Annotated in this window: 17 protein-coding genes; all 17 read left to right on the plus strand. The window is 45.7% G+C overall.

Annotation, left to right across the window (positions count from 1 at the left end; all coding sequences use genetic code 11):
• Nucleotides 1-42: 42 nt before the first annotated feature.
• The 17 genes from SWP_RS02290 to SWP_RS02370 all read left to right on the plus strand — a co-directional run bounded on the left by SWP_RS02290 (nucleotide 43) and on the right by SWP_RS02370 (nucleotide 23,767).
• Complete coding sequence (locus SWP_RS02290; RefSeq protein WP_020910710.1) at nucleotides 43-516, plus strand: pilus assembly FimT family protein; 474 nt, start codon at nucleotides 43-45, stop codon at nucleotides 514-516.
• Nucleotides 506-1,069, plus strand: coding sequence for a type IV pilus modification PilV family protein (locus tag SWP_RS02295; protein WP_020910711.1), 564 nt, complete (start codon nucleotides 506-508; stop codon nucleotides 1,067-1,069). Before SWP_RS02290 ends, SWP_RS02295 begins: the two co-directional genes overlap by 11 nt.
• Entirely contained in the window at nucleotides 1,069-1,947 is an 879-nt protein-coding gene (locus tag SWP_RS02300) for a PilW family protein (protein ID WP_020910712.1), read from the plus strand. The genes SWP_RS02295 and SWP_RS02300 overlap by 1 nt, the downstream gene beginning before the upstream one ends.
• Nucleotides 1,948-1,963: 16 nt before the next feature.
• Nucleotides 1,964-2,437: an MSHA biogenesis protein MshP gene (locus SWP_RS02305; RefSeq protein WP_228371101.1), complete on the plus strand. Its 474-nt coding sequence runs from the start codon at nucleotides 1,964-1,966 to the stop codon at nucleotides 2,435-2,437.
• A complete protein-coding gene (locus tag SWP_RS02310) occupies nucleotides 2,430-7,067 on the plus strand; it encodes a DUF6701 domain-containing protein (protein WP_020910714.1) in 4,638 nt (1,545 codons plus the stop codon). The genes SWP_RS02305 and SWP_RS02310 overlap by 8 nt, the downstream gene beginning before the upstream one ends.
• Nucleotides 7,068-7,260: 193 nt before the next feature.
• Entirely contained in the window at nucleotides 7,261-8,310 is a 1,050-nt protein-coding gene (locus SWP_RS02315) for a rod shape-determining protein (protein ID WP_020910715.1), read from the plus strand.
• Nucleotides 8,311-8,349: 39 nt separating this feature from the next.
• Nucleotides 8,350-9,237, plus strand: coding sequence for a rod shape-determining protein MreC (mreC, locus tag SWP_RS02320; RefSeq protein WP_020910716.1), 888 nt, complete (start codon nucleotides 8,350-8,352; stop codon nucleotides 9,235-9,237).
• Entirely contained in the window at nucleotides 9,234-9,722 is a 489-nt protein-coding gene (mreD, locus tag SWP_RS02325) for a rod shape-determining protein MreD (protein WP_020910717.1), read from the plus strand. Before mreC ends, mreD begins: the two co-directional genes overlap by 4 nt.
• An 89-nt stretch (nucleotides 9,723-9,811) precedes the next feature.
• Entirely contained in the window at nucleotides 9,812-10,408 is a 597-nt protein-coding gene (locus tag SWP_RS02330) for a Maf family protein (RefSeq protein ID WP_044555584.1), read from the plus strand.
• A gap of 139 nt (nucleotides 10,409-10,547) precedes the next feature.
• Nucleotides 10,548-12,014, plus strand: coding sequence for a ribonuclease G (gene rng / locus SWP_RS02335; RefSeq protein WP_420804963.1), 1,467 nt, complete (start codon nucleotides 10,548-10,550; stop codon nucleotides 12,012-12,014).
• Nucleotides 12,014-16,201: a YhdP family protein gene (locus SWP_RS02340; protein ID WP_044555585.1), complete on the plus strand. Its 4,188-nt coding sequence runs from the start codon at nucleotides 12,014-12,016 to the stop codon at nucleotides 16,199-16,201. Before rng ends, SWP_RS02340 begins: the two co-directional genes overlap by 1 nt.
• A complete protein-coding gene (locus SWP_RS02345) occupies nucleotides 16,125-16,958 on the plus strand; it encodes a carbon-nitrogen hydrolase family protein (protein ID WP_020910721.1) in 834 nt (277 codons plus the stop codon). The genes SWP_RS02340 and SWP_RS02345 overlap by 77 nt, the downstream gene beginning before the upstream one ends.
• A gap of 109 nt (nucleotides 16,959-17,067) precedes the next feature.
• Complete coding sequence (tldD, locus tag SWP_RS02350; protein WP_020910722.1) at nucleotides 17,068-18,516, plus strand: metalloprotease TldD; 1,449 nt, start codon at nucleotides 17,068-17,070, stop codon at nucleotides 18,514-18,516.
• 562 nt (nucleotides 18,517-19,078) lie between these two features.
• Nucleotides 19,079-20,470, plus strand: a complete 1,392-nt coding sequence (locus SWP_RS02355; RefSeq protein WP_020910725.1) for a TolC family protein — start codon at nucleotides 19,079-19,081, stop codon at nucleotides 20,468-20,470.
• The gene (locus SWP_RS02360; protein WP_020910726.1) at nucleotides 20,460-21,431 is read left to right on the plus strand and encodes an HlyD family secretion protein; all 972 of its coding nucleotides are present in this window, start codon (nucleotides 20,460-20,462) and stop codon (nucleotides 21,429-21,431) included. Before SWP_RS02355 ends, SWP_RS02360 begins: the two co-directional genes overlap by 11 nt.
• A 34-nt stretch (nucleotides 21,432-21,465) precedes the next feature.
• A complete protein-coding gene (locus tag SWP_RS02365; protein WP_187148553.1) occupies nucleotides 21,466-22,620 on the plus strand; it encodes an ABC transporter permease in 1,155 nt (384 codons plus the stop codon).
• A 1-nt stretch (nucleotide 22,621) separates the two neighbouring features.
• Nucleotides 22,622-23,767, plus strand: coding sequence for an ABC transporter permease (locus tag SWP_RS02370; protein ID WP_020910728.1), 1,146 nt, complete (start codon nucleotides 22,622-22,624; stop codon nucleotides 23,765-23,767).
• Nucleotides 23,768-23,871 lie beyond the last annotated feature (104 nt).

Consider the following 23,871-nt stretch of genomic DNA (forward strand, 5'->3'; position numbering starts at 1 on the left):
GTAGCAACTATCATTGCTTGGCAGCATCAATCAGGACTGACAATGCTTACAGCGCATCGACGCGCAGGCTTCACCTTAGTTGAGCTTGTGACCACTATTATTCTTATAGCCATTCTTTCGGTGGTGGTGATTCCGCGTCTTTTTACTACTTCAAGTTATAGTGCCTTTACCCTGCGCGAAGAGTTCATTGCTGAACTGCGTAAAGTGCAGATTATGGCGATGAATAACCAAGACCGTTGTTATCGTTTGGCTGTCACAGCTAGTCAGTATCAAGTTTCTCGTTACAATGGTGCTTGTAGTGGTACGCCAGCGCGTACAGATGCAGCGCAAACCTTTCAAGGTGGCGCCTCGCTTATGTTAACCAATACCACAACCACCAATTTCAGCGTCGAGTTTAATGCCCAAGGCGTACCTATAGTGAATGGCAGCCTTTGCAGTGGCCGCTGCATTACCGTTCACGCTGATGAAACTCAGTTTATTGCAATTGAGTCGGAGGGTTATATCCATGCGGGCTAGTTGTGCGATAAATCCTTGCAAGGTATCTCATAAGGGTTTTACCTTAGTTGAGCTAGTGGTAGGTATGGTGGTTATCAGTATCGCTTTTGTGATGCTCAGTACCATGTTATTTCCCCAAGCTGAAAGAGCAGCGGATACCTTGCATCGAGTCCGTTCTGCAGAACTTGCACACTCGATACTGAACGAGATTTGGGGCAAGCGTTACGATCAAAACACTAATGCTAATGGCGGTGTGCCTGCTTGTGGTGCAGTTGCAAAACCGCTGTTGGGTCTGCCTGCTGGGGTAGTTTGTACTGCTGAGGATGATTTAGGTCCTGATGCCACAGAAGGCCGTAATGACTTTAACGATGTTGATGATTACATAGGCCTCACCATTGACAGTGAAATGCTTAATAGTAACGAAACCTATGCCAGTCGTTATATCAACTATCAGCTGTCGGTAGCGGTTACGTATAATCAACACCCAGATTTAAATAGTAAACTGGTAACTGTTAATGTAACGACTCCTACCGGTGAAGTGATTACCTATAACGCAATAAGGAGGAATTATTAATGTCTAAGGCATTAACATTTGCTCTGCGTCGTAATAGAAAAATGGCTTGTAAGAGCCGTGGCTTCACTTTAGTTGAAATGGTTACCGTGGTAATCATCCTTGGCATATTGGTGCTAGGTGTCAGCAGTTTTCTCATTTTTGGTAGTCGTATTTTTATCGACTCAACTTCGGTTGAGCAAGTGATGAGCCAGAGCCGCTTTGCGATAGAGCGTATGACTCGTGATATTCGTAATGCAGTGCCCAATAGCATTCGTGTTCGAAGTAGCGGTAATGATTGGCAGTGCATAGAGATGATGCCTATTGCCTCTAGTGCTTCCTATATTCTTGCGCCAGTAGGCCCTTTACCCGCCGCTAATACAGCTATTGTGATGCAAGCGAGTAATAGCGCACCGTTAACGAAAGATCAGCAGTTACTCATCTATCCGTTAAGACCTGCTGATGTTTATACCTCAGCCAATGGCACCACAGGTAAGTTATTTAGCATAAAAGAGGTTACCAATAGTGCCTTAACTAATGCCACTAATGTGGAGTTTGATAAAACAGTACAGTTTAGTGAGATGTCGCCGCGGCAGCGTTATTTTGGGGTAACAGGTGCTGTGAGTTACTGTTTTGAGAAGGTCACTGATGAGTTGGCACAGCTTAATCGCTACACTGGTTACGGATTTAATAACCCAATAAACCAACCAGCGCCAGCAAACATGGGACCCGCGGTATTGATGGCTGAGAACATTGTGAATACCATCGCTACCAACAACCCAATGGCGTACACGCCAGGAACGTTGCAAAATAATTCCATGGTTCACCTCAATCCACTATTTGATGTGCAGGGGCAAGCACTGCAATATCATCATCAAGTGCAGGTGATAAATGTCCCTTAACCAGACGCAGATTAAAATGAAACAAACCTGTCAGCAGCCTTTAACTAAGCAGCGCGGTAGCGCACTGATCATTGGTGTGTTTATTATTACCGTGATGTTTTTATTGGCAGCGACATTAATCAATGTACTCGATGATGCGGATCAGCAAATTAGCCTCGAAGTATGGGGAACCCGTGCGTTTGCTGCGGCAAACAGTGGTGCTGATAGGGCTTTAGCCGAACTATTTCCGGTTGATCAAGTCGGTGTCGGCGCCTGCAATGCCAATACAAATTGGAACATTGGTACCGATACTGGCTTAGTCGGGTTTCATGGCTGCTCGGTTAATATTAGATGTAACGCTGTGACCACTACAACACTACCGATAAATATGACGCAATACTTGATTACCAGCACAGCCACTTGCAGCACGGGTCAGTGTGACTCAGGAACCAATAGCGATGCCAGTTGTATCCGCGTTAATCGCACCGTGGAGGTAGAAGCACGTGAGTAATTTTAAACGGCTTATCGTGCTATTTTTCTTTAGTGCAGCCTTTTCTAATGTTGTAAACGCATTTGATGATATCGATGAGTCAGTATATTTTCCCGCGGTTGCTCAAGGGCATCATGGTAACAATAACAATAGTTGCCACCAGATCAGTGATCCTCAGTTCAAGCAGAATAACTCTGCACGAATAAATGGTACTGAAGGGCTAGGTTTAAAATTCTGTAGTTATAATTCCGGAAATGGATTACCAAATGACGGCTGTGATACCCCGTCGGGTGGAGATAGATATTGCTCTATCACAGGTGGGGATATTAGAGGCCTTAGTACAAACGGTTCAAATGCATTTAAATTTAGTAATGAAAATGGTGGGGAACTCGGCTGGTGCTCAAGCGGCCAAGATTATACGTTTGGTAATGGGAGCGATACCCAATTTGGTAAGATTTCAGTCTACAGTGCATGTACTGTTACTTTTTCGGCTAACCATGATGAATATAGAATAAAAAACATTCTAGCTGGAGGTGGAGCTAAGATCGTCTTATCTGCCGGAGATTATTTCGTTGAAGAACTTAAGTTAGCATCAAATAGCCATATTATTGCTGAAGGCGATGTTCGAATATTTGTTAAATCAGCTATTGAAATCTCGGGAGCGAAAATTAACGAATCAGGTACGGGTAAAGTGCTGCTGTTTGGCTACGATAAAATGACATTAAATGGTGGGACGTCGGTAAAAGCCAATCTTTATAGCGATGATGTCATTTATATGAATAGTTCTAGTGCTGTTGAGGGGCGAGTTACATCTCGTTATTTAGAAATGAATTCGACCAGTAGTATTAATGATGATGCTAGCCCACCGCAAGCATTGAACTTCCAATTTGGCAAAGCAACCTCTGGCACAGTTACATTCGATACCGCTTTTGAAGCTGGTGTCACACCGTTGGTTTTTTTAATGCCAACTATTACTGAGAGTAATCCTAGCACTAGTGATGGTCCAGCCTCCGTTTTCATCACTAGTATTTCAAGTACTGGCTTTAGTTGGAGCCAAAGATCGCCAGATGGCTCAGATTTTTCGGCTAACATTATGACGGAAATTCATTGGCTAGCGACCACTGCGGGAACACACGAGTTTTCTGATGGCACTAAATTCGAGGCGGGTATTAAGGCGGTTGATGAGGTGCTTTATAAAGCGCTCGGCAGCTATGAAAGTGTCTCTTTGAGTCAAAGCTTTGATGTGGTGCTCAGTCAGATTCAATCGGCCAATAACAGTTGTTGGTTATCAAGTATTGCAGATCCCAATGGTAGTCAACTCTCTATAGGAATGGATGTCTCAGAGGTGGTTACTGCGGGCCCAGGAAATGGCTTTGGCAACAAATATTGTCGCCAGGGAAGTAGTAGCACTAGACTTAATCAACTGGGTAGTGAGGACATCGCGTATTTGGCGCTTGAGAGTGGCACTGGCACCATTTCATTAAATGGTAAGCAGACTAAATATCATTTTGGCAGCGGTTATTGGACAATCCCTCAAAGTACAGTGCAGAACCTTGATGCTCAATGTGCTTACGAAAGTGACCTTACTGGATTTGATACCCCTCCTGTTTTTGTTGCTGGTAAAAGTTCGAGATATGGTCCAGATGGTGGTTGGTTAAGACGATGTACTCTTACTAGTAATAAAGTGAGTATTGGGGTTGATGAGGATCAGTATCAAGATAGTGAGCGCAGCCATGTCGCAGAAAATTACGCTTTTGTAGCGCTGTCATATGAAGATGAAACACCTGTATTACAGTGTTTCTACGATGATTTTAATCGTGATGATTTAGGTAGCGACTGGGCAATTAAAACGCTTGGTAACTCTACTGCACCTGCAATTGAATCCAACCGAATGCGTATTACGCCAGCAAGAGGTAATCAAGCGACATCGAGCACTTATCAACGCCTTTTTCCTGCTGCAGATAACTTCGTTAAGGTCGAGTTTGATTACTACGCTTGGTCTCCTTCGTCAGGAACTGGAGGCGATGGTGTCGCTATTATTTTATCCGATGCATCTATCACTCCACAACCAGGCAGCTTTGGCGGAGCATTAGGTTATGCTCAACGTAATAATGGTACGCCAGGGTTTGCGGGAGGTTGGATGGGGGTCGGTTTGGATGAGTATGGTAACTTCTCCAATCCAACTGAGGGTAAAATCGGAGGGCCTGGATTTAGAACTCAATCAGTGACAATCCGTGGCTCTGCTAACTCTAGTTACATGTATTTAGCTGGCACAGCGGCCAATTTAAACCCGGCTATTGATAAAAGGCCAACCAATACAGCTTCGCCCAATCATAGGTATAGAATAACCGTAGACTCTCGAGTCGCTGGCCAAGCACTAGTATTAGTTGAGCGTGATATTAAAGACGGCAATGGATTCCAAATATTAGTGCCTGAATTTGACGCCAGAAATATTGCTGGTCAGGGTGGTGTCCCTGACGATTTTTATCTATCTATAACAGGCTCAACAGGTGGAGCTAATAACAACCATGAAATCGATAATTTTGAAGTTTGTTCATTAGATTCTGCGCCGGTTGGGCAACTCGTGCATCACTTTGAGTTTGATTACTCAAGTAGCCCACTAACCTGTAATGCAGAAGAGATGACGATTCGAGCCTGTCGTAATGCTAATTGCGATCTGTTTACCGATCCTGTTACAGCCAATCTAATACCTGCGTCAATGACTAATGGTGGCTGGGTGGGTGGCAATGTGGTTAATTTAGTTAATGGTACGGCGACAGTGAGTTTGCGTTCTAATACAGTGTCACCTGTGACTATTGGTGTTTCTAGTTCTTTCCCATCAACGGTTGCAGGCAGTAACACTCTTTGTAGGCAAGGTAGTGGAGCGCTAAATAGCGCCAGCTGTACGCTTGCATTTGCCGAAAGCGGGTTTATTTTTGATATCCCTGATGAGCTTTCAAATAAACCATCAACGGATATTCTGGTAAAGGCTGTTAAGCAAGGTGATGCAGGTCAAGCATGTGTGCCAGCGTTTAAGAGTCAAACTAAATCGCTTAATTTCTGGAGTGATTATGCAGAGCCTACGACAGGAACCATGAAAGTTTCGGTTAAGTCTGGCAGTGTTGAAAAAGAGGTTGGCATCTCTTTGGCAACAGCTGAGAGCATGAGCCTCAATTTTGATGAGAATGGTGAGGCTAAAATAGACGTCAACTATGCCGATGCCGGCGAGATGCAGCTCAATGCACGATATACAGGCACTGGTGACGAAGATGGCTTGGTGATGAATGGCAGCAATAAGTTTGTCCGTCGTCCAGTGGGGATCTGTTTAGAGTCTGATTCCTGTACCAACTGCAGTGTTAGCAGTGCTAAGTATAAAAGAGCAGGCGAGGAGTTTGATATCAAGGTTAAAGCTATGGCTTGGCAGTCAGATACTGACGCTGATATCTGCAGTGGCAATGCGGTAACTCCAAATTTCTCTCACGATAACATGCTGCTGACTCATGAACTTATCAGTCCAACCATTGCTGAAGGTGGTGAAGCAGGAACCTTGGGCAAAAGTGAATACGAACAAAATGCTGGTGAGCAAGTGATCGCACAATCAGTTTCGGAAGTGGGTATTTTCACTTTTTCAGTAGAACCTAAAGCTGGCGGCTATTTTGGCTATAGTATCCCGGGAGCTACAACGGAAAGTATTGGACGCTTTACCCCCTATTACTTGACGGTAACTCCTAATAAGCCCGCACCTCAAGCAAGTTGTGGTGTGTTTACTTATATGGACGAGCCGTTTTTATTCAAAACGGGTGCTGAGCCTAAGCTGCTGGTACTTGGTAAAAATATTGATGGCAATGAAACTAAAAACTATCAGGTAGAAAATTGGTGGAAGTATCAAAATCAATGGACTCATCGAGCATTCAGTAATATTGCCGGCTCGACACTCCCAGTGCTTGAAGAGTTAGACCCTAATAGTCGTACCGTTGCTTATCTTGATGGTACTGACAGTGAAGTTAGATCGGCCTATTTAGTGGATGGTACGCTTAGATACAACCGCACCACTGCTTTAATAACACCTTTTGATGCCGTATTTGAACTCAGTCTTGAAGTGAACGACCTCAAGGATACTGACGGTATCTGTTATCAACAGAATGCTGCAGCCGATTGTACAGGTGTTACTTTTACTGACATAGCCAAAGATGACAACTTTGAAATGCGCTACGGCCGTTTAGTGATGCAAAATGCCTATGGGCCATCATCAGAAGAGTTGCGGCTTGAGCTTGGCACTGAATATGTTGATGCAAATTCACGGTGGGTGAGTAATGGCCAAGATAGCTGCTCTGTTTTCGATACCACAACCGCAACCGTTGTCGAGGATACTGGTTTAGTGCTAACGCCTGACGCGGGACTTGGCGCCGTCGAGGGATTTACTAATACTGGTGGCAACGGTAAAACAGGTTCAATTGGCTTAGGCAATAGCTTTATCTATTTCCCTGCACCGAATGCCGAAGGTGAAGTGGGATTACAGCTTCATGTTGATAAGTGGCTGCAGTGGTATTGGAACTTCGATAGCGCCGCACTTGAGGACCCAAGAGCGAGTGCTTTCTTTGGTACTTATCGCGGTCATGATCGCATTATATATTGGCGAGAAGTTAATTAAACGTAAGCAGTATAAGTATAAGCGCCATTAACGCGTGGCCGCGGCAAACTATTGACTCATACTTTATCGAGTTTTTGCAAAAAACTTTGCTTCATTAGCAAATGTTAACCTCTGCGGCCTTGTGGAATATACAGAGCATGATAAAGTTACCTGATTTCTTTTTTCTTCGACTCCACAGAGACAGGCTGGTTACATGTTCAAGAAGCTACGCGGCATTTTTTCTAATGATCTTTCGATCGATTTGGGTACAGCTAATACGCTAATTTACGTCCGCGAAGAGGGCATCGTTTTGAACGAACCTTCAGTGGTTGCTATCCGTGGAGAACGGTCTGGTTCGGGTCAGAAGTCGGTTGCGGCCGTCGGTACTGAAGCTAAGCAGATGCTAGGTCGTACCCCTGGAAATATTCAAGCAATTCGTCCAATGAAAGACGGTGTAATTGCCGACTTTTACGTGACTGAAAAAATGCTACAGCATTTTATCAAGCAAGTGCATAACAACAGCGTATTCCGCCCAAGCCCTCGTGTTTTGGTTTGTGTACCGGTTGGTGCGACCCAAGTTGAGCGACGCGCTATTCGCGAATCAGCAATGGGTGCGGGTGCTCGCGAAGTGTATTTGATTGAAGAGCCAATGGCTGCGGCAATTGGTGCAGGTCTTCCGGTTTCAGAAGCAACCGGTTCAATGGTTGTTGATATCGGTGGTGGTACTACAGAAGTGGCGATTATCTCGCTAAACGGCGTAGTTTACTCTTCATCTGTACGTATCGGTGGTGACAAGTTTGATGATGCAATTATCAACTACGTACGCCGTAACTACGGTAGCTTAATTGGTGAAGCAACGGCTGAACGTATTAAGCACACTATTGGTACCGCTTACCCAGGTGACGAAGTATTAGAAATTGAAGTACGTGGTCGTAACCTTGCAGAAGGCGTACCGCGTAGCTTTACCCTAAACAGCAACGAAATTTTAGAAGCACTGCAGGAGCCACTTTCTGGCATCGTTAGTGCTGTTATGGTTGCACTCGAGCAGTCTCCACCAGAATTGGCGTCCGATATTTCAGAGCGCGGCATGGTACTGACTGGTGGTGGCGCGCTGATTCGCGATCTGGATCGTCTACTGATGCAAGAAACAGGTATTCCTGTGATGATTGCTGACGACCCACTCACTTGTGTGGCTCGTGGTGGCGGTAAAGCCCTCGAGATGATCGATATGCACGGTGGCGACTTATTCTCCGAAGAAAATTAAGACGGTTAAAAAGGGCGGTGATTACCGCCCTAGCTTTTTATGAAACCTATTTTTGTTCGCGGTATATCCAACCAATTTAGATTGACCTTAGCTGTCATCATGTCAGTGATTCTACTTGTCGCTAATGACAGGCTTGAGCCTGTGCGCAATTCCTTGTCTTCTCTTCTAAGTCCATTGCAGTATGTCGCCAATATCCCTGGGGTATTGCTCGACGAGTCCGCCGAAAGCCTAGCAACTCGCAATATGCTGGCTAAGCAAAACAAAGAACTGCTACGTCAACAACTGTTGATGAGTGAACGTTTACAACGCTTTGAACATCTGCGTCAGGAAAACGACCGTTTACGTGGCTTGTTAGGCTCTCCTGTGCATATGGATTCGAAGAAAGTGGTTGCTGAAGTCATGGAGGTCGCCAGCGATCCATTCCATCAGTATGTCGTGCTTAACCGGGGGGCACGCAGTGGTGTTTTTGTTGGCCAACCCGTTGTTGATGCTCAAGGCGTAGTGGGGCAAGTCGTGCAGGTCAGTGAGTTGACCAGCCGAGTACTGCTACTATCTGATACCTCCCATGGTATTCCCGTTCGAATTACGCGTAATGACGTGAGAATGATGGCTATCGGCACGGGCTCTTTGGATGAGCTTGAGTTACGCCATGTTGCAAAAAGTACCGATGTACGCGCTGGGGATTTATTGGTGTCCTCTGGTTTAGGAAAGCGATTCCCTGAAGGTTACCCCGTCGCACGGGTCATGTCGGTCGAGAAAGAGGATGGAAAAAACTACGCAACCGTTATTGCACAGCCTCTAGCGGCGCTAGATCGCATTCGTTACTTGCTGCTGATTTGGCCTGATATCGAAGCTGATGAAGCGGAGTTGATTACATCTGAAAGTGTTAAAGCTGCATTAGAAGCCAACAAGGAGGCGACACCATGAGTTTACATGTCGCGAATGGCCGTTGGGTCGTTTGGCTGAGCTTGCTAGTCGCTATGATGTTTCAAATCATGCCTTTGCCTGGATTGGTTGAAGCGTGGCGACCAGATTGGTTATTGCTAGTCATTATTTACTGGGCAATGGCGCTTCCACACCGATACAATATTCTAACGGCTTGGGTGCTGGGTGTGTTGTTGGATATCTTGCTGGGGGCAACATTAGGTATTCGGGCATTTGCCATGTCGATTGTGGTTTATGTGGTGGTGTTACACTTTCAGCGCCTGCGTAATTTTCCTATGTGGCAACAAGCTTTGTTGGTGGCGACTCAAGTGGCGCTGTATAACCTGATAGTTTTTTGGGTACAGTTTGTCACCGGGACGGCAAGCTTTGATATCACTTTATTTTACCCAGCATTTTCATGTTTGATTATGTGGCCTTGGATATTTTGGATCCTGCGTCGGGTCAGGCGCCTGTATAAAGTCCGTTAGCTGGCAGGGCTTGGCAATAACGTTTATTTAATTATTTTCTACTTGCGCGGCATCTTCTTTGCTAAGTGCGAGCTAATAGGTATTGTAGAATGAAGTTAGTACTCGCTTCGGCATCACCAAGACGTAAAGAGTTATTGGCTCAGTTAGGCTTTTTGAACTCAACTGATAACGCGTCATTTAGTTTTGATATTCTGGCTACAGATATCGATGAGAGCCATCGTGCTGGTGAGTTAGCTGAAGATTTTGTGGTGCGCTTAGCAACAGAAAAAGCGCTTGCAGGTCTCGAGCTTCATCCCGAACGTGGCCAGATCGTGGTGCTGGGCTCCGATACCATCGTGGTGCAAGGTGACAAGATATTGGGCAAACCCGTAGATGATGCTGATGCTAAAACCATGCTAACTCAGTTATCAGGCGAAGCACATCAAGTGATGACCGCTGTAGCCGTTACCGATGGCGATAAAACGCTTAGTAAGCTGGTCACAACAGGCGTTAATTTTTGCGCTATGACTGAAGCTGATATTTTAGCTTATATCGCGACTAGAGAGCCTATGGATAAGGCTGGAGCTTATGGGATCCAAGGACTTGGAGGCAGTTTTGTAGAGGCTATTGAGGGAAGTTATTCCGCAGTAGTTGGGTTACCTTTGGTAGAAACCCGTGCGTTGTTGTGTGAGTTGAAAGTTTTATAACCCTACAAATTAATAATAAGAAAGATTTTTGGTTATGAAAATACTCAGTAGCGTCGAATCCTTTTTAAGTTAGCTATTTCCCTAAGTGGGGTGAGTTTTGAATACAGGTCGAATCGTGCCAGGTAGAGTCCAGAGAAAAATTGGTTCTGAACTACTGATCAATGTGACACCAACTGAGGCTCGAGTAGCTTTGGTTGAGCACGGTGTATTGCAAGAAGTTCATATCGAGCGACGCATGAAGCGCGGCTTGGTGGGCAATATCTATAAAGGTAAGGTTAGCCGCGTACTGCCTGGTATGCAGGCTGCATTTGTCGATATTGGCTTAGATAAAGCCGCTTTTTTGCATGCCTCGGATATCGTGCCGCATACAGAGTGTGTTGCAGATGTGGAGAAAGGCAATTTTGTTGTACGTGATATTGCTGAGCTTGTTAGACAGGGCCAGGATATTATGGTGCAGGTGGTTAAAGATCCTCTTGGTACTAAAGGCGCTCGCTTAACTACCGATATTACTCTGCCATCTCGTTATCTGGTCTTTATGCCTGGTTCTAGCCATGTCGGTGTTTCTCAGCGTATTGAAAGTGAAGAAATTCGCGCAAGACTAAAGAAAATAACTGAACCCTTTGTTGATGATGATGGTGGGTTTATTATCCGCACCGCAGCAGAGAGTGCTGGCGAAGATGAGCTGGTGCAAGATGCCGCTTTTTTAAGGCGTGTCTGGGCTAAAGTCAGCGAGCGTCGTAAGCGCCGAGGAGTATCATTACTCTATCAAGATTTGGCTCTGCCAGTGCGAATCGTACGCGACTTTGTCGGTACTGAGCTTGACCAAATTCAAGTTGATTCTAATCAGACCTATGAAGAGCTACAGCAGTTTGCCCATGAGTTTATGCCAGAAATTGCCAATAAACTTGAACACTACAATGGTCCTATCCCTATTTTTGACCTCTATGATGTCGAAAATGAAGTGCAGCGCGCATTAGGCCGTAAGGTCGAGCTAAAGTCTGGTGGCTACCTGATTATCGATCAAACCGAAGCGATGACAACGGTTGATATCAATACTGGCGCTTTTGTTGGTCACCGAAATCTAGAAGAAACTATTTTCAACACTAATCTTGAAGCGACCCAAGCGATTGCCCGCCAATTAAGGCTACGTAATTTAGGCGGCATTATCATTATCGACTTTATTGATATGCAAGAAGCTGAGCATCAAAAGCGGGTTCTTTCTAGCCTTGAAGCTGCATTGTCGGTCGATAGAGTTAAGACTAATATTAGTGGTTTTTCAGGCCTTGGCTTGGTTGAGATGACGCGTAAGCGTACCCGTGAAAGTCTAGAGCATGTGCTGTGCGGCGAATGCCCCTCTTGCCTTGGGACTGGAAGCTTAAAAACGGTAGAGACAGTTTCATATGAAATCTTCAGAGAAATAATTCGCTTGAATCGCGGCTATGACGCCGATGAGTTCCTAGTTTATTGCGCGCCAGCGGTATACCACAGCCTTAAAGGTGACGAGAGCCATCTTTTAGCTGAGCTCGAGGTGTATATCTCTAAACGAGTGCGCTTGCAAAATGAGCCTATGTACGCTCAGAATAAATTTGATGTGGTGATAATGTAGTGCCACCCAAGTCGGTTAAATTTAATTTTCCAAGAGTTTGTCTACAGTCTCTAGCTATTGTGCTGGTGCTTTTTGCGCTAGTCGTTAGCTTGTTTCGAGGTTTGCTGCCGCAACTTGATCAAGTTCGATTAGAGCTGGTCGATTACATCTATGAGCAGTATCAAGTCGAGGTTCAGGTCGGCAAATTGCAGGCTGAGTGGCAAGCGTTTGGCCCTGCATTAACCGTCAAGAACTTTGTATTGCCCTCACAAGAGAATCTCCCGGTTACACTGCTCTTTGAGCAAGTCCACTTTAAATTTGATTTCTGGCAAAGCCTGCTAACAGCAACACCGCAGATTGAAGATGTCATTTTTGATGGTGCCCATGTGGCGGTCGATCTAGATCGATTAGCATCCACATCGACCTCATCAGATACAAAGATGGAAACTGACTGGATTTATCAGCTGATGCTGGAACAGTTAGATCGTTTCTCAATTGCCAATGCTCGCCTTCAATTATTGAGCAGTAAACATCAGTATCGACCTATTTTTATTAAAGATATGAAGTGGCGTAATTCTGCCCAGCGCCATCGTGGTCAAGGTAAATTGTTTTTGGATGAGCAAGCATCCGAGGTTGAACTGCTGTCTTTAAGTGTTGATATCAAGGGCGATGGCTATAAACCAGAATCTTTAGCCGGTCAGTTTTATCTTGCTGCTGAATCGCTTGATATCGGTGAGTGGGCATCACGCCAGCCAGATCCTTTTGATGCGGATAAGAAATTGCAGCTCGAAGGTGTGGTTAATCTAGAGGCGTGGATTAGCTTTGCCAACAGAGAGATACAGGATGCGACCGTAGCATTTCAGCCTAGCTGGTTGGAATGGTTCTTAAATGACGAAGCGCAAAAGTTTGAAATTAAATCGGGCGCTATGCGCTGGCAGCCTAATGAGAGTGGCTGGCAGGTTAGCAGTCATGCTCTTACGTTTGCGACTAATGGCGAGCATTGGCCGTTGCCTATACTCAGTGCTAAGCAAGATGGCGATAGTATCGACGCTTATTTAAGCCAGTTAGATCTCGCCACTATATTGCCTTTATTGCCACTTATTCCTGGGGTTGATTTGGCCGCCTTAGATACTTGGCAATCTTTAGATCCCAAAGGGGAAATAGACAACGCTCACTTTCAGTGGGCTCGAGCAAACCAGCCTCCTAATTTGTCGGCTGATATTCATGGTGTTAGTTGGCAAGCGCATGATGGGATCCCTGGTCTTAGTCCTATTGATGCCAAGTTGGTGGTAACGGGTGAGTCACTCAGTTTTCTATTGCCTAAGCAGCAGTACATTGTCGACTTTGATGATGGTTTTGAGGCTCCTTTAGCGTTAGATGGCGAAGCATTCTCTGGTCTGTTTGATTTCCAAACTTCGGCACTAACCTTACCCAAAGTACATTTTAGTAACGCCGATATTTCACTTGATGCCTCAACTCGACTAGAATTTTCTGATGCCGCTCACATGGCGTTGTTAGCTGAACTTAAGATCAATGATGTTGCCAATGCACATCGCTACTTTCCACTAAAAGGGATGAGTGATGGCTTAGTGACTTATTTAACAGGGGCGTTGAAGGCTGGTAAAACTGACGATGCCGTGATTGTGTGGCATGGCGCTTTTAAAGATTACCCTTATGCGCAAAGCGCTGGTATTTTCCAAGCAGGCTTTACACTCGATAAAGCCAATTTTGAGTTCCAACAGACTTGGCCAGCTGTCTCTGATCTCAATCTGTCTGCGCTGTTTGAGAATGCAGCGATGGATTTGTGGGTCAATAAAGGTCAATTGATGGATGTGTCTGCCGCGGGTGCCTATATTGGTATTCCCTCTATGAGCCATGAAAGTCTGCTGGTGGTAAAAGCCGATTTAGCTACTAAGGCTGCAGCTGCTAACGCTGTTATTCAACAGTCTCCTTTAAAAAGCTCCGTGGGTTCAACCCTTGATGTGGTGCAGATTAATGGTGACATTACCGGTGAACTTGATCTTAGTATTCCGTTATATGATGGCGCAGATGCTGTCATTAAGGGCACGGTAGATTTTGATAAAACACCTGTTTTCATTAGTGAGCCTGGTATCGCGCTGGAAAGTGTCACAGGGCAAGTGCAGTTCACCAATGATGTGGTGACAGGTAGCGACATTAGTGCCTTGATGTACGGACAACCGTTACAGTTTAGTTTTGATACGGGTAACGTAAATAAAAACTATGCGGTTAATGTTGATCTAGCAGGTCAGTGGCAGCTGGCCAATTTGCCCGTTGAGCTTAATAATCCATTGAGTGATTACTATAAGGGCAATGTCGATTGGTCTGGCGGTTTGATGCTTATTTTTGACCCCACTGGCTATCGAATTCAAGCAAGAGTGGACAGTGACCTCATTGGCACTGAGTTTGATTTACCAGCTCCATTTGCTAAGTCATCCGAGCAAGCTGCAGCGTTTACAGCCGAGCTTATCGGTGATAATAAACAGTCATCTTTAGGGATTAAGCTCAATAAGCAATTAGAGTTTTGGGGAGGCTTTGATGTTGAATCTGGTAACGGCTTGGCTCATTTTGATCTGCTCCTCGGCCGTTTATTTAAACCTGGTGATCAACTGCGTAAGAAACAGGGGCATTTACAGATAGAACTCGATAAAACAGAGTTCTCACCATGGTTACCGATTATTCAGGGGTTCACGGCTAAATCAGAGTTAGCTACTGACACTACCGTTACTTCTAAGAGCTTTTTCCCACCATTGGTGTCAATTGATGCGAACTTTAATGAACTTGATTTGATGGGGCAAGCGCTCAATGAACTGCATTTTAGCGCTGCACCAACAGAACATTCTTGGCGCTTTGATGCTACATCGGAGCAGTTTGATGGCAGGATTGATTTTTACCCTGATTGGGTTAAGCAGGGTCTTAAAATTGTGTCCAGTAAACTATATCTGTCGCCAGAAGCTAAACCAGATGAAACCGCGCATTATAAATCCGATACCGTGTTAGCAAATCTGCCGCCCTTGGCTGTTGATGTCGATGACTTTAGGATGTTTGATCGCCCTATGGGGCACCTAGTATTGCAAGCTACACCTAAAGAGAATACTTATAATATTCAAACCTTGTCTATGACAACTGATGAGGTGAGCCTTAGAGGTAATGGCACTTGGTCTATCTTGGATGGTGAAAGCTTAACGTCATTTAGTTTAACACTGGATGCGACAAAATTTGATCACCTTTCAAAGCAACTTGGTTTTGATCCAGGTTTGAAAGATGCACCGACTGCGGTGACCGGAGAGATCTCTTGGAGCGGCGCGCCTTATGCATTTTCGCTAGAGACATTAAACGGACAAATCGGCTTTGAACTTGGTAAAGGACATCTATCTGAGGTCAGTGATAAAGGCGCACGGATATTCTCGTTATTTAGCCTTGACTCATTACTGCGTAAATTGTCTCTCGATTTTTCTGATGTATTTGGCAAAGGGTTATATTTTGACTCATTTACGGGGACATTGAAGTTGGATAACGGGGTGGTAAAAACCACCGATACCGAAATGAAAGCGGTCGCCGGTAATATGCGGGTACGCGGCTATACCAATTTAATGAGCGAGAGCTTGAACTACGACATTCGTTTTGTGCCTAAACTTGCCTCTAGCGTGCCAACCGTTGTGCTACTTAGTACCGGTGGTTGGACATTAGGTCTTGGCGCTTTTGCACTAACGAAAGTATTGGAACCAGTCATTGAGGTTATCTCCGAGATCCGCTTTAGGTTAACCGGCACCATGTCTGAGCCTAAACTTGAAGAGCTATCGCGTAAGAGTAAAGAGATTGAAATTCCTGAGTCTGTATTGCCTAAAAAGGCTATAGAGCCAACGAGCAAAGCTGGGGAGCAGGGCGGCATTATTGAGCCTACTTCGAGCCCTACAGAGTTAAGCTCCGAAGTGGAGAGCAGTCAAAGTCCTCCATCAGAGCTGAATGAACAAATTGCCGTGGAAGCTGCCGCGAGCCCACAAGCTGAAGGCGTTCCAACACAACCAAATCCAGCTGAGAAAGCGGCTGAGCAATCCAACTTTGAGCCAGTTAGTGGGCAACCCACTTTGAAGTTGATACAGGGAGAGTCTGATGCAAGTGAACCTACTGCAATGTCAAAGCAGTCGCAGCGTAACCGAGAATCTAGCATTCATCGAGTCGCAGCTTAAACAGCTAACGCGTCACATTGAAAGCAAGCAGCTGGTGGTTCTACCTGAGTGCTGCTTGCTGTTTGGTGGGCGAGAGAGCCAACAGCTAGAATATGCCACCGATGAAGCTCACAGTCAGCTGAAGCAAGCCTTAGCTGCGTTAGCGTCGAAATACAGCATAGTGCTTGTCGCTGGCAGTATTCCTATTCTGGCTGAAGACGGCCGTATCTATAACCGCTGTTATGTATTTGACACCGATTCCAGCATATTGGGTTTTTACGATAAGCTGCATCTATTCGATGTAGAGGTGTCTGATGGCACCAAGCAGTATCGTGAAAGTGATGCGTTCTGTCCGGGTAAACATATCACGGTCGTTGATACTCCCTTTGGTAAACTCGGCTTGTCGATCTGCTACGATATTCGTTTCCCCGATCTATTTAGAGCGTTACGTGAAGCGGGAGCTGAGATTATTGCACTGCCAGCCGCCTTTACTAAAGTGACAGGTGAAGCGCATTGGCAAGTACTGCTGCAAGCTCGCGCCATCGAGACCCAATGTTTTGTTTTAGCCGCAGCGCAATGGGGAGTTCATAACGAAGGTGGACGTGAAACTTGGGGGCAAAGTATGATTATTGGCCCGTGGGGAAATGTTATTGCTGAAAAGCCGACTGGAACGGGCTGGCTGAGTGCAGAACTGGATATGAGTGAGTTGGTAGATGTTCGCGCTAAAATGCCAATAATCAACCATAATCGTTTTCAGTCACCGAGATTGAGCGAGTAAGCTTAAGCTAAAACTAATGGGTTTTAGCATGTAATATCAAATCATATAGAGCTGCTTATTGTTAAGCGCCTTTTAAATAGAACTAAATTTGGTCGAAGAGAGAGAATTGATGTCATTTTTAACCCAAGTTGGACAAAGTCTTCTGCAAGATGGATTAGCTATAGATGATCTACAAAGCTATTTGAAGCGTATCCATGAGCACAAGATTGATTTCTCTGATCTTTATTTTCAAGGTAGTCGTCACGAGTCTTGGGTGCTAGAGGATGGCATTGTTAAAGACGGTAGTTTTCATATTGAACGTGGCGTGGGTGTTAGAGCCATAACCGGTGAGAAAACCGGTTTTGCCTACGCTGATGAAATCAATCCAGCAGCTTTAGACGCTGCAGCAACCGCTGCCCGCGGCATTGCGATCTCTGGTGGCAGTGGCAAGGTGAATGCTTGGAAGCAGCAACATGATAAAGCACTTTATCTGAGCTCTGATCCTATCGCAGCGATGGAAGAGGTTAAAAAAATTGCCCTTCTAAAAGAGGCTGATGCCTATATTCGAAGTCTGGATGAACGGATCATTCAGGTGGTAGTGAGTTTATCTGGAGTGCACGAGGAGATATTAGTTGCAGCCAGTGATGGCACATTGGCAGCCGATATCAGACCATTGGTTCGTTTTAATTGCAGTGTCATTTTACAAGAGGGTGACAAGCGCGAGCGCGGTGGCTCTGGTGGTGGCGGGCGTCATAGTTACGATGTCTTGCTGGCTGATGGCGACGATGGTCTACCCTATTGCTTTGCTTTTGCCCGAGAAGCTGTGCGCCAAGCGCAAGTTAATCTTCAAGCGATAGATGCTCCTGCGGGTGAAATGCCGGTGGTATTAGGCGCAGGTTGGCCCGGGGTGTTATTGCATGAAGCAGTAGGTCATGGCTTAGAAGGTGACTTTAACCGTAAAGGCAGCAGCGCCTTTAGCGGCAAGGTAGGGCAGCAGGTGGCCTCTAAATTGGTTACTGTAGTTGATGATGGCACTATTGCCGATCGCCGCGGCTCATTGAGCATTGATGATGAAGGTACGCCAACCCAAAAGACAGTGCTGATTGAAGATGGGATCTTAAAAGGCTACATGCAAGATAAGCTTAATGCAGGCCTGATGGGTGAACGTTCGACTGGTAATGGTCGCCGTGAATCTTATGCTCACCTGCCGATGCCACGTATGACTAACACCTACATGGAAGCAGGGGATTCTGATCCGGCAGAGATCATCAAGTCTGTTAAGAAGGGGGTTTACGCACCTAACTTTGGTGGTGGTCAGGTCGATATAACTTCAGGGAAGTTTGTTTTTTCTGCTTCTGAAGCCTACCTTATTGAAAACGGTGAAATTACCCAGCCAATTAAAGGCGCAACCTTAATTGGTAATGGCCCTGAGTCTATGGGGCAGATTTCGATGGTCGGTAATGATCTAGCACTGGATAAAGGCGTCGGAGTTTGTGGTAAAGATGGGCAAAGTGTGCCAGTTGGAGTTGGTCAACCTACTCTTAAACTGGATAAATTGACCGTTGGTGGTACCGCTTAAGCAACTTCTGTAGAAGCAAAATATTCAAAGTAAACTAGGATTTAGTAGTCATACCAATTGCATTAAGTATTTGACCATTTCAGAGCCCTCAGCCTTTTCAATTCAAAGCGCATTGGTAAAGAAATGGTTATTCCCTTTTAAGCCAATGCAAAGCAGAAGTGGAAAGACTGAAGGGCTCACGTAGTGCGGCTGAGGTTAAACAAATTGGCAAACGCTGTATGCTTCGCTATGGGATTTGGATATACGACTAAATGGTCTATTTTGTTCCATACAAAATAAGACATTCCGGCCCTCCTTGGCGGTCAGATTTAGGAGGTACGAGACCAAGGATGGTCGAAGGTAGAATAATGCAGGAGCAATTATCGAGAGCGAAGCAGGATGCCAGAGCCGAGAATAACTATTAGCTCAAATCCCACTACTTGCCTACAGAGTTTTGAATTCCCGCTGAATGGTCAAACTTTTAATGCAATTGGTATCAGTCATTGCACTAGATCCTAGCGCAATGGCGGTTAGCAATGATACCATCCGCACATTAAATAGAGTATAAGCTCTAGAGGTGCCAATGAAACGTTCGCTTTGTGCTATTTTGTTAGTTTTTCCGCTGTCGATACAAGCTAAACCGATAGCTTTTGATCAAGCTTGGCAACAGTTGCTCCAAGTGAGTGATAAGTTGCAAGCTGGTACGCAAGAGGTTAATCGTGCAGAGGCTGAAAGAGTCGCTGGCGAAGACATGAACTTACCTTCAATAAGTTTAAAGGGAAGTTACACACGGCTAGAGAAACCGATAGAGTTAGATCTGCGCGACCTAAACCCCTTGGCATCAATGGACCCCGCGACACTTCCGCCTGCTTTAGGGGGGGCGTTAGCAGGGATCCCATCGTCAATGTTTATCACTCCGTTTACCGAGCAAGATATTTTCCGTTCGAGCTTACAGGCGATGTGGCCAATCTATACCGGCGGAAAGATTACCGCTGCACAAGCGATTCATGAAGCCCACGTTGCCGAGAAAGAGGAGCAGCTAAAGCTAACCACTCGGGATCTATTCGTCAGTCTAGTCGATCGCTATTACGCTGTAGCGGTAACCGAAACCTTAGCTCAGACTCAAAAGCAGTTGGTTGATTCCCTCACGCAGCATGCATCCCATGCACAAAAGCTAGAGGAGCAAGGGCAAATAGCTAAGGTCGAGCGACTCAATGCACAGGTTGCACTTGAAAATGCTAAGGTCAGTTACGGTAGCGCTAAACGCCAAGCTGAAATGGCAATGATCGCGCTGTCTCGTATGCTGCATGAGCGTCAAGTCGATGCAACCTCGTCAATGTTTATGCTAAATAATGCGCCGTCACTGCCGCAATTGTCTCAATTGACCATGAATCAGCATCCGGCTTTGAAGTTGTTAGCTGCGAAAGAGGAGCAAGCTCAAGGGTTAATAAGTGTCGAGAAGGGAAGTTACTATCCAACTGTTTTCCTATACGGTAATTACACTCTTTACGAAGATGATAGTTTGTTCTCTAAAGTTGAACCCGATTGGATGGTCGGCGTTGGAGTGAATATTCCACTGATTAGCCGAGATGGTCGCAGTGGTAAAGTCGAAGCCGCTAAGAGCGCACTGTTACAGGCTAGATATACAAAAGCACAAACTCAACAAGATTTAAATCTATTACTGGAACAAAGCTATCGACAGTTACTGCAAGCGCAGGAGGAGGTGGTCTCGCTGAATACCTCCCTGAGTTTGGCAGAAGAAAATAAGCGACTACGAGATATTGCCTTCAGGCAGGGGCTATCAACTTCTATCGAAAAAGTGGATGCAGAGCTTAAGCTCACAGCCGTTGAAACTCAGCAACTTGGCGCGCAATATCGCTATGTACAAGCCTATGCAAGACTGATGGCGATTAGCGGTCAGTTAGATGAATTTATTGGAAGAAGCTTTAAGCAAGGGGAATATAATGCGCACTAATCGCATCTTGGCAGCAGTCGCTTTTATTGCGCTCATAGGGATACTCGCTTACGGCTTAGTGTTAGCTTATACGCCGAAATCTCAAGTTTTACAGGGGCAGATAGAAGCGCGTGAATATAATATCTCCTCTAAGGTACCTGGCCGGGTTGAGCAGGTACTAGTGCGCCGCGGTGACAAAGTCAATCAAGGTGATCTCCTGTATGCTATCTACAGTCCTGAGCTGCAGGCCAAGCTGATGCAAGCTGAGGGGGGGCGTGATGCTGCTAAAGCGATGCAGCAAGAAGCCGATAACGGAGCTCGCAAACAGCAAATCATGGCATCAAAGGAGCAGTGGCTAAAAGCGCAAGCGGCTTCCAAGCTTGCCAGCACCACTTTTGAACGCGTCGAAGCGTTATTTAACGAAGGCGTATTGGCGAGACAGAAGCGAGATGAAGCGTTCACGCAATGGCAAGCGGCTAAATACACAGAGCAAGCGGCATTAGCCATGTATCAGATGGCTGATGAAGGTGCTCGCGATGAAACTAAAGCTGCCGCTGCGGGTAATGCGCGTATGGCTGAAGGCGCAGTCAATGAGGTCAATGCAATCCTCGCGGATAGCCAGATGCGTTCGCCAAAAAATGCCGAGGTCAGTGAAGTATTATTGCAGGCCGGTGAGCTTGCTCCAAGCGGTTTTCCAGTTGTGAGTCTTATCGACATGAGCGATGCTTGGGCGGTGTTTCAAATTAGAGAAGATCAGCTCAAATTGGTTAAACAGGGACAGACGCTGTCATTGACTATCCCAGCCCTAGAGCGTGACGTCGAATTTACCGTTAGCCATATTGCGGTAATGGGCGACTTTGCAACTTGGCGTGCAACAGAGAGCGGCCATGACTTTGATATGCGTACCTTTCAAGTCGAACTACGCCCCAACGAAGTGATTGCTGATCTACGAGTCGGCATGTCAGTTCTATTCGCTTTATAACGCTTTGTAGCACGGGACAGTTACTGTGATTACCATGCTAAAAAGGGAGCTTACTGCCCTGTTAGACGATCCTTGGCAGCTAGCACTTATCAGCTATATTCCGCTACTCAGTATTCTCGGTTTGTGGCTACTTTTTAGTGCCGGGCTACCAAGGCAACTGCCTGTGGCTGTAGTCGATTTGGACCAAAGTCAAGTTTCCCGTGCCTTAGCGAGGCAATTACAAGCGAATCCTGTCACGCAGCCTATCAGTTATACCGATCTTGCAAGTGCAGTTGCAGCGATGCAGCAAGCAGACGTTTATGCCTTGCTAGTACTGCCTCATGGCCTTAAGCGAGATCTACTGACCGGAAAAAGCCCAACTATAGATATTCGATATAACAGTCAGTTTTTGTTGGTGGGGAAATTGCTTTCAAGTCAGCTGCAAGCCAGTATGGCAGATGGATTAAAACCGTTAGCGGCAATCAAGCAGTTGGCAGCGGGTGTGCCTAAAGCCAAAGTTGCTGTTAATTTAAGTCCAGTGAGTAGCCAAACAACGGCGTTGTTCAATCGCAACAATAACTATGTCGGTTTTTTGGTGCCGCCAGTGCTCATTGCGCTATTACAATTGGTCGCAATGATGGTGTTTGCCAATAGTTTGAATCGAGAGCTACGTTGGAATACCACTTCAGAATGGATGGCATTGGGGCTTTGGAAAGGGATTGCGGCTAAGGTGCTGTTTTATACTCCACTCGTTTTATTACACGGTGGCTTTATTCTGGCGCTCATCTATCTGTATTTAGACTTGCCTATAGCAGGCAGCATTGCACTGTTGATAGTGGCGCAGTTACTCATGTTACTTGCCGTATGGCTGATGGTTCTATTAATTTTCTTTGCGCTAAAAGACAGCGCGCGAGTCATAAGCTTTTGCACCGCGATGTTTGCACCTGCGTTTGCGTTTATGGGGGTGACGTTCCCAACCCATGAGATGCCGGAATTAGCCCAGTGGTGGCGAGTCATTATGCCTACTAGTCACTATATTGAAACCCACGTTGCCATTGTTAGTTATGGCCAAGGTTGGTTGGCCACATTGCCACAGTTTGCCAGTTATTGGGGCTATTTATTGTTGCTTATACCGATTAGCTTTTTAGCAAAGAAAGGGTTTGAGTCAGCTGATGATATTGCGATAGCAATGACCCAAGAGGAGAGTTAGCATGAGTTTTTTACAGCTTATTCTCGCCGAGTTGAAAGCAATACTAGCAGACAAAACCATAGTGCTAACTGTATTTGGTGGCGTGCTTTTTTACGCTATTCTCTATCCTTTACCCTATCTCAATCAAGTGCCTACCGAGCAACAACTGGTGGTGGTTGATCACGATAATTCCTCATTAAGTCGGCAGCTTATCCGCCATGCTGATGCCAGTGCTAAAATTCAAGTGGTCGCAAAAGTAGGTTCCATTGATGAGGCTAAAAGCTGGATAGAAACAGGCATGGCGCACGGCCTGTTGGTTATTCCTGCTGACTTTAGGCGTAACCTGTTACTTGGGCGCGGGGTAACGTTGAGCTATGGTGGTGATGCGAGTTACTTTCTAATTTACTCTGCTGTAGCGGAAGGGTTGATTGCAGCGGGTCTTGATGCTGGTAAAAATGTTCAACGTTCAGGTCTACTGGCTCAAGGTAGCGGCGCACAAGCGGCAGATAAAAGCCTTAATGTAATTAAGCTCAATAGTATTCCAGCTTTTAACCCGAGTTTAGGCTATACCCCTTATATCGTTCCGGGACTGTTTTTACTGATCTTGCATCAGACACTATTGATAGGTACCAGTATTCTTGGAGCAAGCCAGTGGCAACAAGCTGGCTACTGGCAGCAGATAAACCCCCTTAAATTGATATGTGGTCGGCTGGTGGCTTTTATGCTGATTTATAGCCTGCTAACCAGCTTTTATGTTGGCTATTGTTACTATTGGTACGATGTAAGTTTGCAGGCAAGCTTTGGTCAAGTGGCGTTACTGCTACTGCCATTTTTGCTGGCAACGACGGCGGCGGGAATTGCATTTAGTAGTCTTTTTACTCGACGTGATTTGCCGACACAGGTGTTACTGCTGATCTCCATGCCAATTCTCTTTGTGTCAGGTTTTGTATGGCCAACTGCCTTGATCCCTGAATCTGTGGTGGCCATTTCACAAATATTCCCTGCTGTACCCGGCATTATGGCAATGTTAGAGCTGAATCAAATGGGCGCATCATGGCAAAGTATTATGCCGCAGTGGCTGCAACTGTGGGGAATGACGGCTATCTATTTTGCTTTAGCTTGGTTTGGTGTGAATCAGCGTTTGGCTGTGGCAGAGGAAGTAGGATAAACAGCCATTGCATGCTAATGCTGTGCGTTAGTGAATAATTGACTCGCAGGATACAAAAAAACCGCTGCAATTCAATTGTAGCGGTTTTTTGATGGCTAGCTAAC

It is taken from the genome of Shewanella piezotolerans WP3, from assembly GCF_000014885.1.
Classification (GTDB): Bacteria; Pseudomonadota; Gammaproteobacteria; order Enterobacterales; family Shewanellaceae; genus Shewanella; species Shewanella piezotolerans.

What these genes read in the sequence shown, in the direction of transcription:
- SWP_RS02305 (WP_228371101.1), top strand. Translation starts at nt 1,964, where the DNA reads ATGAAACAAACCTGTCAGCAGCCTTTAACTAAGCAGCGCGGTAGCGCA.
- SWP_RS02330 (WP_044555584.1), top strand. Translation starts at nt 9,812, where the DNA reads ATGAAGTTAGTACTCGCTTCGGCATCACCAAGACGTAAAGAGTTATTG.
- SWP_RS02345 (WP_020910721.1), top strand. Translation starts at nt 16,125, where the DNA reads ATGCAAGTGAACCTACTGCAATGTCAAAGCAGTCGCAGCGTAACCGAG.
- SWP_RS02355 (WP_020910725.1), top strand. Translation starts at nt 19,079, where the DNA reads ATGAAACGTTCGCTTTGTGCTATTTTGTTAGTTTTTCCGCTGTCGATA.
- SWP_RS02365 (WP_187148553.1), top strand. Translation starts at nt 21,466, where the DNA reads ATGCTAAAAAGGGAGCTTACTGCCCTGTTAGACGATCCTTGGCAGCTA.
- tldD (WP_020910722.1), top strand. Translation starts at nt 17,068, where the DNA reads ATGTCATTTTTAACCCAAGTTGGACAAAGTCTTCTGCAAGATGGATTA.
- SWP_RS02290 (WP_020910710.1), top strand. Translation starts at nt 43, where the DNA reads ATGCTTACAGCGCATCGACGCGCAGGCTTCACCTTAGTTGAGCTTGTG.
- SWP_RS02360 (WP_020910726.1), top strand. Translation starts at nt 20,460, where the DNA reads ATGCGCACTAATCGCATCTTGGCAGCAGTCGCTTTTATTGCGCTCATA.
- mreD (WP_020910717.1), top strand. Translation starts at nt 9,234, where the DNA reads ATGAGTTTACATGTCGCGAATGGCCGTTGGGTCGTTTGGCTGAGCTTG.
- SWP_RS02295 (WP_020910711.1), top strand. Translation starts at nt 506, where the DNA reads ATGCGGGCTAGTTGTGCGATAAATCCTTGCAAGGTATCTCATAAGGGT.
- SWP_RS02370 (WP_020910728.1), top strand. Translation starts at nt 22,622, where the DNA reads ATGAGTTTTTTACAGCTTATTCTCGCCGAGTTGAAAGCAATACTAGCA.
- SWP_RS02315 (WP_020910715.1), top strand. Translation starts at nt 7,261, where the DNA reads ATGTTCAAGAAGCTACGCGGCATTTTTTCTAATGATCTTTCGATCGAT.
- SWP_RS02300 (WP_020910712.1), top strand. Translation starts at nt 1,069, where the DNA reads ATGTCTAAGGCATTAACATTTGCTCTGCGTCGTAATAGAAAAATGGCT.
- mreC (WP_020910716.1), top strand. Translation starts at nt 8,350, where the DNA reads ATGAAACCTATTTTTGTTCGCGGTATATCCAACCAATTTAGATTGACC.